Origin of the sequence: Kitasatospora phosalacinea (assembly GCF_030268885.1) — a bacterium.
Lineage (GTDB): Bacteria > Actinomycetota > Actinomycetes > Streptomycetales > Streptomycetaceae > Kitasatospora > Kitasatospora phosalacinea_C.
Window position 1 is genome coordinate 244,945 of record NZ_BSSA01000005.1, and the last position, 17,380, is coordinate 262,324.

A 17,380-nucleotide genomic window follows, 5' to 3' on the forward strand; every position below is an offset into this window, starting at 1 on the left:
TCAGTAGCCGTACCTGGCCTGCAGCTTCGGGTCGCGGGCCAGCGCGCCGGCCACCGTGAAGGTGACCCGGGCCGGTGCCGAGGGGCGCAGCCCGGACAGTTGGGCGACCACGTCCACGGTGTGCTCGCCGCCGCGCCACTCCCAGGCGGGCTGCCAGCTCCAGCTGCCGTCCGCGGTGACCGGGGCGGAGCCCAACGAGTGCTCCCCGATGACGAGTTCGACCCGCTCGGCACCCGGCGCGGAACCGGCCAGCCGGACGGTCGGCCCGGGCACCAGGGCGAGGTCCGCCGGCTCGGTGACCAGTGGCGTGGGCAGCCCCGGGGCGGGTTCGACGACGCTGAAGGTGTGCAGGGTGCGCGGGCTCTGCTCCCCGTCCGCGGCCACGCCGAACAGCTTGAGGGTGTACTCGCCCGGCTCCCACGGCCGGGTGAAGCGCCGCACCCAGCTGCCGTCCTCGGCGGTCGTCGCCGAGCCCATGTACTTGCCGTTCAGCCAGATGCTGACCCGCTCCGCGCCCGGCGCCCGGCCGCCCACCGCGACGGTGTCGGCCGGGACGGGGACCGCCGGGTCGGGGAAGGTCACCTGCGGGCGGGGGAAGCGCTCGGTGGCGGCCAGCAGCGCGTCCAGCGCGGAGGTGTCCCGGTCGGGCTGCTCGCCGCCGGTGCGGGCCAGGCCCAGGCGCGGGGCGATGCCCGCGACCAGCAGGTTGAGCAGGCCCAGCACGACGGGCAGGGTGCGGGCGGTGACGGTGGTGTGGCCGGTGATCAGCGGCGAGTCGTTGACCAGCAGGTGGAAGTCCGGGTAGTCGGCGAACAGCGGCAGGAACGGCTCGACCTGCTCCGCGTAGAGCTCGTCCTGCGGCGAGGTGAGCAGGTAGACGCGGGTGTTCCGGTGCGGGGTGGTGGCGACCAGCTCGGGCAGCAGGGCGTCGAGCGCGGCCACCTTCTCGGGCGTGACCCCGCCCGTCATCAGCTCGGCCGCGGCCGGTCGGCGCTTGAACAGGGAGGTGCCGATCCGGAACGCCGGGATGAGAGCCAACACGTTGCCGTAACCGTGCCGCAGTCCGAACCACAGCGCGGCGCTGCCGCCCTTGGAGCCGCCGAACACGGTGACCTGGTCGTGGGTCAGGTCGAGGGCGTGCACGAAGCGGGCGATGACGGCGGCCACCGCGCGCTCGGTGGCGAAGTCCATGTCCTGGCACAGGTAGTAGGCGTTGCCGCCGTTGAACCGGTCGCGGATCCACAGCACGTTGGCGCGCACCTGGTCCAGCACGCCGTTGGAGAAGCCGTAGTCGTCCGGGGCGGAGAAGTTGGCGAAGACCACCACCAGGTGACGGGTGCCGTTGCGGGTCGGGCTGAACCGGAAGTCGACCGGGACGGGCCCGCTGCTGTCGGTGCCCTCGACGGTCGGGCGGCTCGGGCGGGCCTGGTCAGACACGGGCGTGCTCCGTTTCTCGGTGGGCGCCGGCGCGCTCCCGCAGTCGGTCGGCGGTGGGGTCGGCGGGGGTGGTCAGGTGCGCGGGCAGCGGCCAGGGCACGCCCTCGAAGGTGTCGCCCGGCAACGGGACCCCGGCCCTCCGCGCCCCGGCCGTCTGCCCGTCCGGCGCGGGTCCGTCCGGCGCGGGTCCGTCCGGCCGCGGTCCGGCCGCAGCGGGCGCGGGCTCCGTCCCCGTCGCCGTCCCCGGCGCCAGGTCTCCGCCCACGGTGAGCATCCGGGCGACCAGCCGGGCGGCGGCCCGCCCGTCGTCCAGGTCGCAGAAGTCCTGCTGGAAGCGCCGGTAGCGCTCCGCGTAGCGCTGCCGGATCCGGTCCACGTCCCGGATCGAGGAGACCAGCTCCGGGGAGTCGAAGACCAGCGGCCCGGGGGCGCTGCGCTGGAAGTCGAAGTAGAAGCCGCGCAGGGTGTCGCGGTAGTGCTCCAGGTCGTAGGTGAAGAACAGGATCGGTCGGCCGGTGTTGACGTAGTCGAACATCAGCGAGGAGTAGTCGGTGACCATCACGTCGGTGATCAGCGACAGGTCGGCCATGTCCGGGTAGTCGGAGACGTCGAAGACGAAGCCGTCGCCGGCGCCCGGCACCGGGTCCACCACGTTGGGGTGGCGGCGGACCAGCAGCACGTGGTCCTCGCCGAGCCGGGCCCGGGCGTCGTCGAGGTCGATCCGGAAGTCGAACTTGTACCGGCCGGGGGCGTAGTACTGGTCGTCGCGCCAGGTGGGTGCGTACAGCACGACCCGCTTACCGTCGGGGACGCCGATCCGGCGGCGGATCCCGGCGGCGAGCCGTTCGGTGCCCGGGCTGCGCAGCACGTCGTTGCGGGGGTAGCCGGACTCGACGATCTCGCCGGGGAAGCCGAAGGCGCGGCGCAGGATCGGGGTGGAGAAGCTGTTGGGGGAGACCAGCAGGTCCCAGTTCTCCACCTCGACGGCGAGGCGCTCCAGGTAGCGCTTGTCGGCGAAGTGGACGGCCTCGATGTCGTGGCCGATCTTCTTCAGCGGGGTGCCGTGCCAGGTCTGCACGACGACCTGGCCGGGCCGCTTGCGGAACCAGTCGGGCAGGTGGTTGTTGGCCACCACGTACCGGCTGGTGGCGAGCGCCTCGTACCACTCGGGCGACCACATGCGCACCGCGCGGGCGGTCGCGGGAACGTCCACCTGGTCGTCCTTGACCACCCACAGGTGCTCCAACGGCACCCCGCGGCGCACCAGTTCCTCGTGGACGGCGCGCGGGCTGTCGGAGTACTGGGTGCCCTTGAAGGCGTCGAACAGCACGGCGGGCCGGACGGGCTGCTGGCGGGCGGCGGGGTACGCCTTGGTGCGCAGCAGCTTCTGCCGGTAGGGGCCGCGGGCGTGGTCGGGCATTGCCGAGTGGACCTGCAGCGAGAGCCGGTCGTACGCCTCGGCCTGCAGCTCGTAGCGGCGCTGGTCGGCCTCCCGGGACAGCGGCAGGCCGGGGATGGCGCCCTGCTCGATCTTCAGCATCAGGTCGGGCAGCAGCTCGTCGGGCGCGGTGCGGGACGGGTCCTGGCGGCGCAGGAAGAGGTCCCAGCGGCCGGCGGCGAGCGGGACGGTGCCGGCCAGGGTGCGCAGCCCCGCCGGGTCGAAGCGGGCCCGGAAGTGCTCGCCGCGCCACTCCAGCGGCACGGCCCGCTCGGCGCCCTGGGCGCGCGAGCGCAGCACCAGGTGGGCGGTGCGGCGCTGCTCGGGCGGCATCCGGTCCAGGGCGGCGTACCGGCCGACGACCTCCAGCACGCCGTCGGCCAGCCACTCGTAGCGGATGACCAGCGGCAGCGTGGCGCGCTCGAACAGCACCAGGTACCCGGCGCCGTTGCGGTGCACGACCAGTTCGCGGTCGCCCTCCGGGGTCTGCAGGCGGTCGGGGAGGCGGTGGTGGCCGTCGGGGGTGTCCTCGGCCATCACCGGGTACATCGTCATCTTGCGCCCGGCCACGTGGAAGGTGGTCTTCCAGCCGTTGCCGCCGCGCTCCCAGGAGACCGGGCGCGCCCCGTCGGTGCCCTCGCTGCGGTGCGGGGGCACGACCGAGCGCAGTGGGACGCGGACGGTGAAGGTGCACCAGCCCTCGCCGCCGGGGACGAAGCGGACCGGCACCTGCACCCGCCCGGCCCCGCCGAGGCTGACCAGCCGCAGCTGGCCGCCGTTCGGCACGGTCGGGCCGAGGTACACGCCGCGCAGCACCAGGTGCTCGCCGTCGATCCGGTGCCCGGTGATCCGGCAGCGGACGATCTCCACCCGCAGCTTGAGCCGGTTCTGCACGAACAGCGGCAGCACCCGGGTGTTCTTGTCGACGTACCGGTAGGGCGGGTTGGCGGCGCTGCCGACGGCGCCCCGGTCCAGGCCGCGGTAGCGGAACAGGCCGCGGCTGAACACGCCCGCCGCCACGTCCCACGTCCCCTCGGCCCACTTGTCCTTGAGCTTGAGCCGGTTGATGTCGAAGCCCGCGGTGAAGCCGGACCAGTCGTAGCAGTAGCGGTTCTGGTTGGAGTGCTCGGTGGCCTGCGGCGCGTACACCGTCCGGGCCGGGGCCAGCAGCAGCCGGCCCTGCTTCTTGTTGCGCAGGGCGAGGCCCTTCACCGACATGCGCCGCTTGTGGACGTTCAGGAAGCGGATGTACGCGTGCCCGTCGACCACCAGCCGGTCGCCGTCCCAGCGCACCCCGCCGACCGAGCCGTGCAGCGACAGCTCCTTGTCCAGCCGGTACGCCCGGCGGTCGATGCCGAGGCTGCGGTCGCCCAGGTGCGGGTACTTCAGGTAGCGGCGCAGCCGCCGCTGGACGGGCAGCGGGCCGCCGCGGCGCTCGAACTCCAGCACCTCCATCAGCTCGGGCAGCTTGCGGCCGCGCACCAGCAGCCACTTCACCCGGGCCTCGGCGGGCAGTTCGTCGATCAGGCCGGGGTCGGCCTCGTCCAGGAACTCGTTGGTCCACTCCAGGAAGGCGTGCCGGTACTCCTCGTCCGCGTCCGGCAGCACCTTCAGGTGCAGCATCAGGTCGGAGGTCAGGCAGGCCAGGTCGTACTTGCGCTTGGACTCGGCGAAGCGCTGCGAGCGGTACCCGGCCAGGAAGCGGCTCACCGAGCGGACGGCGGCGACCCGGTCGCGCAGGTTGTCCAGCTCGTGGTGGCGCTGGGTGATGGACGGGGCGGCGGCCCCGTCGCGGCGGCGCCAGTAGTAGACCACGTCGGTGATCACGTCGACCTTGGCGGCCCGGAAGTGGGCGAACATGTTGACCCAGGAGTCCTCGTACAGGACGCCCTCGGGGAACTCGATGAAGTAGTAGTCCCAGAAGCTGCGGCGGAACAGCTTGTTCCACACCGTCCGGTCGTAGATCAGCTTGTCGAACCGGGTGATGTGGGTGCCGCGCCGCTCCGTCTGCATCGGGCCCTTGTGCAGCGGGGACTGCCAGGTGGTGGTGGAGTTCATCATCTGCACGTTGCCCGAGACGAAGTCCGACCCGGACTGCTCCAGGGTGCGCAGCAGCACCTCGTACGCGTGCTCGGGCACGACGTCGTCGCCGTCCGCGAAGACCAGGAACTCGCCCTCGGGGTGCATCGCCCGCAGCCCGGTGTTCCGGGCGTGCCCCGGCCCGTTCGCCTCCTGCCGGATCAGCCGGAAGCGCGGGTCGCGGGCACACACCGCCCGGGCGATGTCGGTGGAGGAGTCGGTCGAGCCGTCGTCGACCAGGATCACCTCGAAGTCGCGGAACGACTGACGGGCTATCGACTCCAGGCACTCCGCCAGGTACGCCTCGACGTTCTGGAACGGGACGACGACACTCAGTCGCGGACGATGGGCAACCACGGTGAGGTACCTGTCACTTGTGCGCGGCGGCACTCGCGGAGGCGTGCGCGCCGGCGCTCGGGGCGGCGGTGGGGGAGGTGTTGGGGGAGGCGCCGGGGACGGGGTGGTTGTCGCGCAGCGACTGCCACAGCGCGGCGGCCTTCGCCTCGTCGGCGACCACCCGGTTGTGGTCGATCCGGTCCTCGACCACCGGCAGCATCACCGTCTTCATCCGCTCCGGCTGCAGGCCCTTCAGGCTCTGCGCGAAGGTCAGCAGCGAGGTCAGCGAGCCGAGTTCCTGGTCCGTGGTGAGCGCCTTGGTGGCGGCGTCCGCCACCCCGTACGCCTTGGTCGGGTTGGAGAGCGTCCCCTCCCGCTGCAACTGGCTGAGCACCGCCAGCAGGAACTTCTGCTGCAGCCCGATCCGCCCCAGGTCGCTGCCGTCGCCGATGCCGTGCCTGGTCCGCACGAACGCCAGCGCCTGCTTCCCGTCCAGGGTGCTCGTCCCGGCCGGCAGCTGCAGCCCCGAGTACGGGTCGGTGATCGGCTTGTCCATGGTGACCTGGACGCCGCCCATCGCGTCCACCAGGCGCTCGAAGCCGGAGAAGTCGATCTCCACGTAGTGGTTCATCCGCAGCCCGGTCATCGACTCCACGGTCTTCACCACGCAGGCCGGACCGCCGCTGGTGTAGATCGAGTTGAACATCACCCGGTTCGCGGCGGGCAGTTGCCGCCCCTCCAGGGTGGTGCAGGCCGGACGGCTCACCATGGTGTCGCGCGGGATGCTCACCACCGTCGCGGCCGCCCGCCCCTGCGGGATGTGCACCACCATCGTGGTGTCGGAGCGGGCCGTCCCCCCGGTGTCCCCGCCCGCCAGGTCCCCGTTCTCGCCGTCGCGCGAGTCGGAGCCCAGCACCAGGATGTCCTGCGCCCCGTCCGGCAGCGGAGCCGGCCGGTCCGTCCCGAGCGCCCGGTCGATGTCGACCGTCCCCAGGTTGCCCTCCAGGTGCCGGTACGCCCAGTACGCCCAGCCGCCCGCGGCCAGTGCCAGCACCAGCACACCGCCGCCGCCGACCAGCAGGATCCGCCGTGCCCGGCGCCGCCGTCGTGGCTGCGCGGGGGCGTCCGGGATCGCGGTCGACGTCTCGTCGGTCTGCGCCATGCTCGTGCGTCCTCCTGTTTCGTGACGCACGGTGGGTGGGTGTGCGCGCAGGACATGATCTCACGCGGCCTTCACTCGAACTTAACCAGAAGGATCACATCCCTATACCGAATCTTTGCGCAACCTTCCGATCACGCACCGTGCGCATCCGATTCCTCCCGTTCGTCCCGGTCGGGCCGGGCGGCGCCCCCGCTCCTGCCGACGCTCCGTCAAGGGTGGACCGGAGCGGCCCTCCTGACACCAACTCGCCCCCCGGACCGGCGGGTTGCGGGAGAGCCCGGGCGCGGACCGGCGGATCCCTCCCCGGCGGGCTGTCCGACCCGTTCGCTACCGTCCTCCCCGTCCCCTCCGCCGACCCGGGAGCCACGCTGAACGGCCGCCCCCCGCAGCGGTGCCCCGCCCGGCGCGCCGTGCTCGACCACCTGCTCGCGCTGATCGCCGACTCGCCCTGGGGCGAGTCGCTGGTGCTGCGCGGCAGCATGGTGATGCCCGCGTGGGTCGGCGCGGCCGCGCGCGAACCCGCGGACCTGGACTGGGTCCTGCCGCCGTCCACGCTCGTCCCGGTCGACCCGCGCGACCCGTACCCGTACCTGGCGGACCTGGCGCCCGTCCAGTGCTGGCCCGAGGCGGCGGACGGCGCCGGGGCGTACGAGATGTGGCGCTTCGAGGAGTTCGGCACCCGCGGCCTGCGCGTCCGCCTCCCGCCCGAGGGCCTGCACTGGCTCCCCGCGGCCGAACCCGAGGAGGAGGGACCGCACCAGGTGCTCCGCGACCTGGTCGAACGCCACCCGCAGGTCGCCCCGGGCATCCGGCTCGACCCGGATTCCGTCCGGGACACCGGCAGTTGGGCCTACTGGTCGTACGAGACCGCGTACGACCCCGACCGCGAGGAGCCCGACCACCGGGAGCCCGGCGTCCGGGTCGCCCTGCGCTGGACGGCGGAGGGCACCGGGGGCGGCGAGGTCACGGTCGACTTCGCCCGCGACGAACGGCTGCCCCAACCGCCCGTCCGCACGGCCGTCCCGCGCGCCGCCACCGGGCCCGGCGCGGCCGGCCCCGGCGCGACCAGCGTGCTGACCGCGAGCCGGGAACTCTCGCTCGCCTGGAAACTGCTCTGGCTGCGCGCCGACGGCGAACGCGCCCGCGCCAAGGACCTGTACGACGCCGTCCTGCTCGCCGAACTCTGCGCCCACACCCTCGACCCCGCCCTGCTGCGCCGCGTCCTGGCCCGCGAACCGGGCCACCCCGGCACCCTCCGCCCCGCCGACCTCACCGCCCCGCCCGCCGACTGGGCCGCCCTGCGCGCCGAACACCCCGCCGTCACCGGTACCGCCGACGCCTGGCTGGCCCGCCTGCGCACCGCCCTCGCGCCCCTGCTGCGCCCCTGACCCGGCGTCAGCTCCCCCGCGGGAAAAGGGGAGGCGCGCCACCCCGGCCCGGCGCTACGTTGGTCCGGTGCGCCTGACGAAGTACGCCCACGCCTGCGTCCGGATCGACTCGACCGACGGCGACCGCTCCGTCCTGATCGACCCGGGCTGCTGGACGGAACCCGAGGCGTTCCACGGCGTCCGCGCGGTGCTCTACACCCACGGGCACGCCGACCACGTCGACGAGGGACTGCTGGCCGCCGCCCGCGCCGCCGACCCGCAGCTGGAGGTGTACACCCACCCCGAGCTCGCGGCCGAACTCGCCGCGCACCCCGACCTCACCGGCCCCGCCCCCGTCGCCGTCCGGACGGGGGAGGCGTTCACCGCGGGCGGCTTCGCGGTGCGCGCGGTCGGCGGACGGCACGCCGAGACCATCGACGGCTACCCGGACTGCGCGAACCTCGGGTACCTGGTCGAGGGCGTCTACCACCCCGGCGACTCGCTGCACGTCCCCACCGGCCCGGACGAGGAGGTGCGCGCCCTGCTGCTGCCCGCGGGCGGCCCCTGGCAGAGCCTGCGGCAGGCCATCGAGATGGTGCGCGCCGTCCGCCCCGAGCGCACCTTCCCGATCCACGACGCCCACCTCAGCGAGATCGGCAACGAGAACGTCGACGGCTGGATCGACCGGGCCACCGACACCCGCTACACCCGGATCCCGCTCCGGGAGTCCGCCCTCCTGGACTGACCCCGGCGGCCCTACTGGCCCATCACGTAGCGGACGGTCGGACCGGTGGTCCAGCCGCCGTCCACCGCGAGCTCGGCGCCCGTGACGTACGAGGCCGCGTCGGACAGCAGGAAGACGGTGGCCGCGGCGATCTCGTGCGCCTCGCCGACCCGGCCCATCGGGGTGTTGGGGTAGTTGCCCTCGCCGGGCCGGATCCCGGTGGACGCCGTCATCGGCGTGTAGGTCATGCCCGGGTGGACGGAGTTCACCCGGATCCGGTCGGTGCCCAGCTCGACCGCACCGATCTTGGTCAGGCCGCGCACGCCCCACTTGGACGCGCCGTACCCGGCGGTCAGCGCCAGGCCCATCAGCCCGGCCGCCGAGGAGATGTTCACCACCGAACCGCCGCCCGCCGCCCGCAGCGCCGGGACGACCGTCTTCATGCCGATGAACACACCGGTCAGGTTGACGTCGAGCACCTTCCGGAAGTGCTCCACCGACTCGTCGACCAGGAAGCTGCCGGTGGAGATGCCCGCGTTGTTCACCAGCCCGTGCACCGCCCCGAACTCGGCCTGCGCGTACGCCACCACGTCCGCCCAGTCCTGCTCCGAGGTGACGTCGTGGTGGCGGTAGCGGGCCCGCTCGCCCAGCTCCGCGGCCGTCGCCGCGCCGTCCTCGTCCAGGACGTCGGTGATCAGCACGTTCGCCCCCGCCGCGACCGCCTGCCGCGCGGTCTCCGCGCCCAGGCCCCGGGCCCCGCCGGTGATGATGACGGTCCTGCCGGCCAGCTCGTTCATGACTCGCTCCTCGGTACTCGCACGCGCACGCCTCGTGGGCCCGCGCTCCTTGCTTCGTTGCTCGCTCCACCGCGCCGCGGTCTGCTCACCGCGCCGCGCGGTCCTCCACCGGGCCGCGGTGCGGTTCGGCGCACCGCGGCACCACCGGGCCCCGGGTAGGGCCCGGACGTTCAGGGCGCCGGTGCGGTCAGCAGACCGACGCAGACGGAGACCAGGTCGGCGAGGTACGTCCGGTCGTCGCTCAGGGTGTGCTCGCCCTCGGCGAGCTGCCGGGCGCGTTCGGCCAGCGCCGCCCCGATCAGGGTCAGCGCCAGGTCGATCCGCTCCAACCGGACGGGTTCGGGCGCCAGCGGCACCAGCGGCACCTCCAGCTCCGTGATCAGCCGCCAGTAGAGGGTGCCCGCGAGCCCGGCGTGCGGACGCCGCTCCCGGATGCCGCTGCGGTGGCTGACCTGGGTGGAGATCCGCAGGCAGTCCCGGCCGCGCTCGGTGCGCAGTTCGGTGGCCTCCGCGTCGATCAGCGCCCGCAGCAGTTCGTCCAGCGAACGCCCCTCGGGCTGCGGCAGCCGCTCGGCCAGCGCCCGCTCGGTGCGCTGCTGGCGCTCGGCCATCACCGCGTCCAGCAGCCCCTCGCGCGAACCGAAGTGGTACTGCACCGCGGACGGGTTCGCCTGCCCGGCCCGCCGCACCACCTCGCGCAGCTGCGCCCCGTGCACGCCCTGCGCCGCGAACAGGCGCTCGGCGGAACGGATCAGCAGCTCCCGGGTGGACCCGCCGCCGGTGGGCCCTTCGCTCGCCCGGGTGCTCCGTGCACCCGTCGACTTCCTCGCCATGTCTCCACATTAATACTCAGCATTATTAATGTCGAGCATTAGGCCAGTCGGCCGTCGCCGCCACCCGTCCGTGTGTCGCCTGGGAACTCGCTGGGAACCCCGGTGCGCGGCACGAGGAATCTCCAAGCCGCACTTGCTAGCTTCGTGACGCATGATCGACTCGTCCCACCTGGCAGCCCGGTCACGCTCCCTGGCGCTCCACCTGCTGTCCCGCCTCAGACTCCGACACCTGGCCTGGCCGGTGTTCGCCATCGCGTTCTGGTGGTACCTCGCGGTCTACGGCCTGCCCTACGCCAACGACGTGGTCTTCCTCTGGCTGATCTCCGCGCTGGTCGCGGCGTCCGTGCACAGCGGGGGCCGCCGGGGCTGGCTGCACGTCCTGCGGGACTGGGTCCCGGTGATGGCCGTGGTCTGGGTGTACTCCCTGCTCCGCGGCTACGGCGCGCACACGCCCTGGCGCCCGCACTACGCGCCGCAGATCGCCTTCGACGAGGTGCTCGGCTTCGGCGAGACCTGGACCGTCCGCCTGCAGCACTGGCTGTACCACCCCGGGCAGCCGCAGTGGTACGACTACGCCGCCGTCACCGTCTACATGTCGCACTTCTTCGCGGTGTTCGTGATCCTCGCCGTGCTGTGGAAGCGCAACCACGCCCGGTTCCGGCACTTCCTCGGCTGCTACCTGGCGATCACCGCGATCGGCTTCGTCACCTACGTGCTCTACCCCGCCGACCCGCCGTGGCTGGCCGCGCTGGAGCACCACCTGCCGGCCGTCAACCGGATCGTCGCCACCGTCCTCGACAACAGCGGCCTCCACCGGGCCGGCACCATCTTCGAGAACGGCAGCAAGTTCGCCAACGACGTCGCCGCGATGCCCTCGCTGCACGCCGCCTACCCGATGATGATCGCCCTGGTGTTCTGGCCCAAGGCCGGTCGCGCGCTGCGCGTCCTGCTCGCCGCGTACCCCCTGGCGATGGCCTTCACCCTGGTCTACGGCGCCGAGCACTTCATCATCGACATCCTGGTCGGCTGGGCCTACGCCTGGGTGATGGTCGGCCTGGTCAACCGCTTCGTCGCCCGCCGTGCGGCGGCCCGGACCGCGAAGGGCGGGGCCGCGAAGGGTGGCGCCGCCGTTCCCGCCCCCGTCCCTGCCGCCGGGGCGACCGGGGCGACCGGGGCGACCGGGGCGACCGGGGTGGCCGAGCCGACCGTCCCGGTCGTCTGACCGCGGAGGCGTCCCGCCCCGCGGGCCCCGGCCCCGGCCCGGCAAGGTGGTGCCGGGCCGGGGCCCTCGCCGTACCGGGGGCCGCGCCGCCCGGCGGCCCTCCGCGGGCCCGCGGAGGGCCCCGCCGGAGGGTGCTGTGTGCAGCCTGGGAACTCCCTGGACTTTCGCTGGGAATCGGGCCGCCCCCGCGTTCGTGCTGGTGGGCCGCCCGGGTGAATCCGGCGGGCCCGCGGAGGGCGTGGTTCCGGGCCGGTCGGACGGGTGCGGTGAAGGCTTTGCCAATCCGTGGCGGAGTCTTGTTGCGCCCCCCGGTAGCGTCGTGCGGAACCCAGCAGGAGGACCCGCATCATGGCTGCACCCCACGTCCCGTCAGCGCCCGGCGCGCGTCCCCGATCCGCCGGCCGGCCGACGGCCCGATGATCTACGGCCACCTCGCCGCACCCGCCCTGTGGGCGGTCCTGACCCCGCTGGGCGTGCTGCTCTCCGGCCTCGGCCTGGCCTCCACGATCCGGATCCGCCCCGGCACCGACCGGCCCCGCGACCACCTGCTCGGCCCGCTGCTGATCGCCTCCGGCATCCTGGTCGCGGGCTTCGGCCTCTGGATGCTCTGAGACCCCGCCGGACTCAGCCGCCCGTACCGGCCCCCTCCTCCGCGCCCCGGTGGCCCACGCAGGTCCAGTCGAACTCCGACCGCCACGCCGTCCGCCCGGCCGCCCAGCCGACCAGCGCGTCCACCACCTTGGCGAGGGAGACCGTCAGCGTCCGGTACCGCTCGGTGGGGACGCCGTCGCAGTACTCCACCTGGTAGACGCCGTTCTCCTGCAGGCGCACCTGCACGTACCAGTCGCCCTCCGGTTCGTCCGCGCCGAACCGCTCCAGGACCAGGTGGGAATCGCCGCGCTGCATGTTCGCCACCAACCGGCTCAGAGCGGCCGGTCCGGGGTCGCGCATCGACAGTCCGCGCTCGGTCATCGCGTGAAGCATGCGTGGAGCATGCCGCACCTCACCGACACCGCACCCACCGGGGTGGCCGCCGTCCACCCGCCCCGGCACCGCAACGCCCGCACCGCGCGTGGCGATTGACGGCCGGTCCGGTCCTCGGGCCCGCCGGGGGAGCGCCGACCACCCGCCGACGGCGAGCCGCAACCGGACCGGGCGCCCCGGACCGCCGTACCCGTCCCGGAAGCCCCGGTTCGTGACGGAGCGCCCCGGGGGGTCGACCCGCGCGGCGTCCGGCGGCCAGAATCGGTCGGATGACGACACGACCTGCGCCCCGGGCCGGGGAAGACCTGCGCGCCGTCCTCCTCGACTCCGGCGGCGTGCTGATGCGACCGATCGGCGGCCGCTGGAACCCGCGGGCGGACTTCGAGGAGACCGTCCTCGCCCACCACCCCGCGATCCCGCCGGAACGCTTCGCGGCCGCCGTCGCCGAGGGCGACCGCTTCCTCGACGGTTCCTCGACCACCCCCGCGCCCGACGACTACCACCGGCTGCTGCTCCGCGTCCTCGACGTGGAGCCGACCCCGGAACTCCTCGCCGACCTGCGCCGCGAAGTCCCGCCCGCCAAGGTCCTGGAGACCTACCCCGAGGTGGTGGACACCCTCACCGAGCTCGCCCGGCGCGGCGTCCGGATGGCCGTGGTCTCGGACGCCTGGCCCAACCTGCCCGACCTCCACGCGGGCCTGGGCCTCGACGGGTTCTTCGAGGCGTACGCGATCTCCGCGGTCCTCGGCTGCAACAAGCCCGACCCGCGGATGTACCGGCACGCCAGCACCGCCCTGGGCCTCCCCCCGGCCCGGTGCCTGTTCGTCGACGACGACCCGGAGCTGGTCGCCGCCGCCCTCGACCTCGGCTACGCCGCCCGCCACCTCCGCCGGGGCGACGCACCCGCCGCCGACCTGCCCACCGTCACCTCCCTGACGGACCTGCTCGACCTGTTCTGAACCGTCCGCGCCGGCCGCCCGGCGCCCCGGAGGTCAGCGCGGACCGCCGCCCGCCACCGCGTCCAACCCGCACCGGTACCAGGTGCCCTGCCGACCGCTGAGATCCTTCGGGTCGGCAGGGCCGACGGGGACGAAACCGGCCTTGAGCAGGACCCGCCGGGACGCGACGTTCTCCTCCGCGGCCGCCGCCCGCAGGTGCCCCAGCCCGTACCGCACCGCGGCCAGGCGACACACCTCCCGCACGGCCGAGGTCGCCACCCCGCGCCCGGCGACGTGCTGCGCGACCCGGTAGCCGAGCACCGCGCCACCGCCCCCGATGTCGACCAGGTTGAACCGGCCGAGCACCGCCCCGTCCTCGGCGAGCAACAGGTGGAACGCACAGTCACCGGCCTCCTGCTCGGCCAGCAGCGCCCGGAAACGCTCCGCGTACCGGGCGAAGAACGCGTCCCCGCGGTCGGGGACCGAAGCCGCGAAGTACGCACGGTTGGCCACCTCGAAGGCCAGCACCGCCTCCGCGTGATCAGCGCGCAACAACGTCAGTTCGACCACGCCCCCGACCCTACCCGGCCCCGCGACCGGCCCGCTCCGCCGCGCCTGATGGCGCGACGACGGCCGCCCTGCGGGGGCGGGTTCGGCTCCCTCGCCCGTGCGCTGCCCGGACCGACCCGGAGTCGAACCCCGTCCCGGATCAGGCGTGCCGCCGGCTCGGGATCGTCCTCGGGGCGGTGGTTCACCCCTTGTAGACCAGCCCGGTCAGATTCCCGTGCGCGCTCCAGCCCAGCGACTCGTACAGCGCCCGGCCCTCGACCGTCGCCCCGAGCACGGCAGTCACAGCACCCTGCTCCAGCGCGGCATTGCCGAGCACCCGCATCACCAGGCTGCCCAGCCCCCGTCGCCGGTGCCCCTCGTCCGTCGCCACCCGGTCGACCACGGCCACCCCGCCCACGACGGCGGTCCAGCCGTCGGCAGCGTACTCCCCGGCCCCGGTCCGCACGCGGACGTGGACGACCCCGTCCACCACATCGGTGCCCAGCTCGTACCCGGCCGGCACCCGGACCTCGGCCGGGTGCAGCGGCGCGGTCATCATGATCTCGGGCCCGCCGATCTCCCAGCCCTCCCCGACCCAGGCCGACGCGGCCCGCGGGTCCACGAACGCCTTGATCCAGGTGTACGGCACGCGCTGCGCCGCCTCCGCCGCCGCCCGCACCAGCTCCTCGCGCGGGTCGAGCAGCACGTGCCGCGCCCGCTCCCGCTGACGCGGCGTCTCCACCCGCAGCCCCCACGGGTGTTCCACCGGTCCGACATCCCGCCGCGCCTTGGCCAGTCCCGCGACCCACCCCAGCATCAACTCCCTGTCCAGCACGAGCACCCCCCTAAACGTGATCGAAACGCACAGCCTGACCGTCGTGCGCCCCGGACCCTCCTGGGTGTTCAGAAGGCCTTCTCGGCCGGTGCGGTGCGTGTGGCACGGCCGCTCCGGTGTCCGGGCCGCCTGCCGGTGGGCGGTTGGCGTCCGTTCGAGGTCGCTTCCGCGCCAACGGGCCTCCCGGGGAAGCGAGTTCGGCGAGCGCGGTGAGCTCTTCGATCCGCAGCACCACCGCGTCCGCTCCCGTTCCCGCGCCGGTGCTCGTGGTCGGTTCGCCGGTGACGAAGTCGACGCCGCGGTCCAGCCAGATGCCGGTGAGCCCGGCGGCGGTGGCCGCGGTGACGTCGCCGGAGAGCATGTCGCCGACGTTGGCGGCCCGTTCGGGGACGGTGCGCAGCGCGTGGCAGGCGGCGGCGTACGCGGCGGGTTTGGCGCTGCCGAGTTCGGTCGGGGTCAGGACGGCCTCGAAGTGCTCCAGCAGCCCGAAGCGGGCCAGCTTGGCGCGCTGCTGCCCGGGGTCGCCGTTGGTGAGGACGGCGAGTCGCGGCGGGTGCGGGAGCCTCCCGAGGGCTTCGAGGGCGGGCCGTACGTCGGGGTAGCACCGCCAGGCGTCCGCGAACGCGGGGAGGTAGCGTTCGGCGGTCCAGGCGTCCAGCCCCGCCGGGCCCGCGGGGACGGGTTCGCCCAGCAGCGGCAGGAAGGACGCGACCCGCCGCCGGTGGTGCTCGGCGAACGAGCACGCGCCGTCCAGGTACTCCCGCATGTGCCGTGCCTCCAGGGCCCACCACGCCGCCGCCAACTCCTCCGGCGCAGCCGTCGCGTTCGGGGACTCCCGGACGATCCGGCCGATCGCGGCGAAGACCGCACCGCGGTGGTCGACCAGGGTGCCGTCCAGGTCGAAGAAGATCACGTCCGTCATGCGGGAGATCATCCCGCGGCGCCGCATCCCCGCACCAGACGGACGGAGGGTGCGGGAGACGGTCGAGGACAGGCCGGGCCGATCCACCCCGAGGGGGCCCACCGTGGGCGAGCAGTCCCACCCGTTCCACGACGGGGCGAACGTCGCCCGGGAGTTGGCGCGTCGGCCCGGCGAACGCGACCGGGTCGTGGTCGCGGCCCCGGGCCGGGAGGTCGTCCTCCGGATCCGCGAGCACTTCGACGGGGCGACGACGTCTGGATGTCCGACGTCCGCCGCGTCCCGCCCGAGGTCCTGCCGGAGATCGAGGCCCCGGTCCCGGGCCTCCGGCTGGACCCCGCCCGGGAGCACTACCTCGAGGCCGTCCAGGACCTGCCGGACGGGCGCCTCCCGCTCCCCGGGCCCGGCGACCTCCCCCCCCCCCCGAGCCACCTGCCGCCCCCGTGAACCAGCTCCTGTGCATCAGCCCTCGTGAACCAGCTCGCGTGAGCCCGCCCGCGGGGGAGCGTCATCCACCGCCCCGGCGGGTCCGCTGGCGCGAGTCGTCGACCGCGGTCCGCGACCAGTCCAACTCGCCCGCGCGGTAGAGCTCGTCCAGCAGCACCCGCTGCAGCCGGTCCCAGGCCCCGGCCTCCTGCCAGTCCCGCAGCCGACGCCAGCACGTCATGCCCGAGCCGTAGCCCAACTCCTGCGGCAGCCACTCCCACTGGATCCCGGTGTGCAGCACGAACAGGATGCCCTGCAGGCAGCCGCGGTCGTTCGCGGACGGGCGGCCCAGGCCCTGCCGCCGCACCGGCAGCAGCGGCTCGATCCGGCCCCACAGCTCGTCCGACACCAACCACGGCGCTCTCTTCCCCACGCCAGGCCCAACGAGCCGACTCCCGGACGGACATGGGCAGTACCCCGTTCGGCCACCCGTCCCGGCCCGCCGTGAAGGCTCCGACCGCCTCCCCCCGGAGGTCCCGGACGCCTGGAACGGCGGCGTCCGATCGACGGCGGACGGAAGTAACCCCAGCTCAGGCGGCTGGTCGGCCTCGTTTATGCTCACACCCATGGCACTTGAATGGGAACAGATCATGGTCGACTCCGCCGACCCCATCGCCCTCGGGCACTGGTGGGCGGAGGCCCTCGGCTGGGTGGTGGTCGACGAGGACGAGGAGATCGTCGAGATCCGCCCCGAGCCGGACCGGCTGCCGGGGCTGCTGTTCGTGGGCGTGCCCGAGGGCAAGACGTCGAAGAACCGGCTCCACCCGGACTTCCGCCCCGATGACCAGCAGGCCGAGGTCGCCCGGCTGATCTCCCTGGGTGCCCGGCGCGCCGACCCCGTGCAGGACGAGCAGCACTGGGTGACCCTCCTCGACCCGGAGGGCAACGAGTTCTGCGTCCTGGGCGAGCGCAAGGGCTGAGCCGGTCCGGGCCGCCGCTCGGCCGGAGGTGCCGGACGCCGGGGCGAGGCGTGGTCGCCGTGAGGTGATCGCGCCGTCGCGTGCACGTTCCGGACCGGTCCGCAGCGGGCGCACCGGCCGGTGGTCCGCCCGCGCCGCCCCGCCGGGACGCGTCGGGGCGGGCGTCGTCCCTCGGCCGTCGACGTTCCCGGTTACGAATGATCGGCCTCGGGGGGACGAGCGTCCGCGGGGTCCGCACGGAGGACGCGCCCGGCGTCGCGGCCCGCAGTGCGGCTCCTGCGCGGAGGACGCCGGAGCCCGTGATCCGCGCGTGAACGCGGACCGGGCCGCCGCACGCGGGCCGCAGCGGTTCGC

At 74.0% G+C, this 17,380-nt stretch carries 16 protein-coding genes and 1 pseudogene; 7 read left to right on the forward strand and 10 right to left on the reverse strand.

Going from position 1 to position 17,380, the window contains the following annotated elements; translation table 11 throughout:
* The 3 genes from QSK52_RS10420 to QSK52_RS10430 are packed head-to-tail and all read right to left on the reverse strand — an operon-like array spanning position 1 to position 6,452.
* The gene (locus QSK52_RS10420; protein WP_285735665.1) at positions 1-1,437 is read right to left on the reverse strand and encodes a hypothetical protein; all 1,437 of its coding nucleotides are present in this window, start codon (positions 1,435-1,437) and stop codon (positions 1-3) included.
* Positions 1,430-5,311, reverse strand: coding sequence for a bifunctional glycosyltransferase/CDP-glycerol:glycerophosphate glycerophosphotransferase (locus QSK52_RS10425; protein WP_285735666.1), 3,882 nt, complete (start codon positions 5,309-5,311; stop codon positions 1,430-1,432). The genes QSK52_RS10420 and QSK52_RS10425 overlap by 8 nt, the downstream gene beginning before the upstream one ends.
* A 13-nt stretch (positions 5,312-5,324) precedes the next feature.
* The gene (locus QSK52_RS10430; protein WP_285735667.1) at positions 5,325-6,452 is read right to left on the reverse strand and encodes an LCP family protein; all 1,128 of its coding nucleotides are present in this window, start codon (positions 6,450-6,452) and stop codon (positions 5,325-5,327) included.
* A 410-nt stretch (positions 6,453-6,862) separates the two neighbouring features.
* On the opposite strand from QSK52_RS10430, the gene QSK52_RS10435 reads away from it, so the two are divergent.
* Entirely contained in the window at positions 6,863-7,840 is a 978-nt protein-coding gene (locus QSK52_RS10435; protein ID WP_352230280.1) for a nucleotidyl transferase AbiEii/AbiGii toxin family protein, read from the forward strand.
* A gap of 67 nt (positions 7,841-7,907) precedes the next feature.
* A complete protein-coding gene (locus tag QSK52_RS10440) occupies positions 7,908-8,564 on the forward strand; it encodes an MBL fold metallo-hydrolase (protein WP_285735668.1) in 657 nt (218 codons plus the stop codon).
* An 11-nt stretch (positions 8,565-8,575) separates the two neighbouring features.
* Here QSK52_RS10440 and QSK52_RS10445 read toward each other — a convergent pair whose 3' ends face one another.
* Together QSK52_RS10445 and QSK52_RS10450 are read right to left on the reverse strand one after the other, a co-directional pair.
* Positions 8,576-9,340 carry a glucose 1-dehydrogenase gene (locus tag QSK52_RS10445; RefSeq protein ID WP_285735669.1) on the reverse strand — a complete coding sequence of 255 codons (765 nt, stop codon included), beginning with the start codon at positions 9,338-9,340 and terminating at the stop codon, positions 8,576-8,578.
* A 170-nt stretch (positions 9,341-9,510) separates the two neighbouring features.
* On the reverse strand, positions 9,511-10,173 hold the full coding sequence (locus tag QSK52_RS10450) for a TetR/AcrR family transcriptional regulator (protein ID WP_285735670.1): 663 nt from the start codon (positions 10,171-10,173) through the stop codon (positions 9,511-9,513).
* 151 nt (positions 10,174-10,324) lie between these two features.
* Between QSK52_RS10450 and QSK52_RS10455 the strand changes: the two genes are divergently transcribed.
* Both QSK52_RS10455 and QSK52_RS10460 read left to right on the forward strand, forming a co-directional pair.
* Complete coding sequence (locus tag QSK52_RS10455) at positions 10,325-11,395, forward strand: phosphatase PAP2 family protein (RefSeq protein ID WP_285735671.1); 1,071 nt, start codon at positions 10,325-10,327, stop codon at positions 11,393-11,395.
* A gap of 416 nt (positions 11,396-11,811) precedes the next feature.
* Positions 11,812-12,006, forward strand: a complete 195-nt coding sequence (locus QSK52_RS10460; protein ID WP_285735672.1) for a hypothetical protein — start codon at positions 11,812-11,814, stop codon at positions 12,004-12,006.
* Positions 12,007-12,019: 13 nt separating this feature from the next.
* Here the strand turns inward: QSK52_RS10460 and QSK52_RS10465 are convergent, their stop codons facing one another.
* Positions 12,020-12,367, reverse strand: a complete 348-nt coding sequence (locus tag QSK52_RS10465) for a hypothetical protein (protein ID WP_285735673.1) — start codon at positions 12,365-12,367, stop codon at positions 12,020-12,022.
* Positions 12,368-12,648: 281 nt separating this feature from the next.
* On the opposite strand from QSK52_RS10465, the gene QSK52_RS10470 reads away from it, so the two are divergent.
* On the forward strand, positions 12,649-13,338 hold the full coding sequence (locus QSK52_RS10470) for an HAD family hydrolase (RefSeq protein ID WP_285735674.1): 690 nt from the start codon (positions 12,649-12,651) through the stop codon (positions 13,336-13,338).
* Positions 13,339-13,371: 33 nt separating this feature from the next.
* On the opposite strand, the gene QSK52_RS10475 is transcribed toward QSK52_RS10470, so the two are convergent.
* From QSK52_RS10475 to QSK52_RS10485, 3 genes are all read right to left on the reverse strand, one after another.
* A complete protein-coding gene (locus QSK52_RS10475; protein ID WP_285735675.1) occupies positions 13,372-13,887 on the reverse strand; it encodes a GNAT family N-acetyltransferase in 516 nt (171 codons plus the stop codon).
* A gap of 181 nt (positions 13,888-14,068) precedes the next feature.
* The gene (locus QSK52_RS10480) at positions 14,069-14,707 is read right to left on the reverse strand and encodes a GNAT family N-acetyltransferase (protein ID WP_285735676.1); all 639 of its coding nucleotides are present in this window, start codon (positions 14,705-14,707) and stop codon (positions 14,069-14,071) included.
* Between the two features lie 4 nt (positions 14,708-14,711).
* A complete protein-coding gene (locus QSK52_RS10485) occupies positions 14,712-15,623 on the reverse strand; it encodes an HAD family hydrolase (RefSeq protein WP_285735677.1) in 912 nt (303 codons plus the stop codon).
* A 258-nt stretch (positions 15,624-15,881) separates the two neighbouring features.
* Here QSK52_RS10485 and QSK52_RS10490 point away from each other — a divergent pair, with 258 nt between their 5' ends.
* Positions 15,882-16,067, forward strand: a complete 186-nt coding sequence (locus QSK52_RS10490) for a hypothetical protein (protein ID WP_285735678.1) — start codon at positions 15,882-15,884, stop codon at positions 16,065-16,067.
* Positions 16,068-16,137: 70 nt separating this feature from the next.
* On the opposite strand, the pseudogene QSK52_RS10495 reads toward QSK52_RS10490, so the two are convergent.
* A pseudogene (locus QSK52_RS10495) lies at positions 16,138-16,479 on the reverse strand (transposase); the annotation flags it as partial.
* Between the two features lie 193 nt (positions 16,480-16,672).
* Here QSK52_RS10495 and QSK52_RS10500 point away from each other — a divergent pair.
* Positions 16,673-17,026 (forward strand): VOC family protein, encoded by a 354-nt coding sequence (locus QSK52_RS10500; protein WP_285735679.1) that lies wholly within the window; start codon positions 16,673-16,675, stop codon positions 17,024-17,026.
* Positions 17,027-17,380 lie beyond the last annotated feature (354 nt).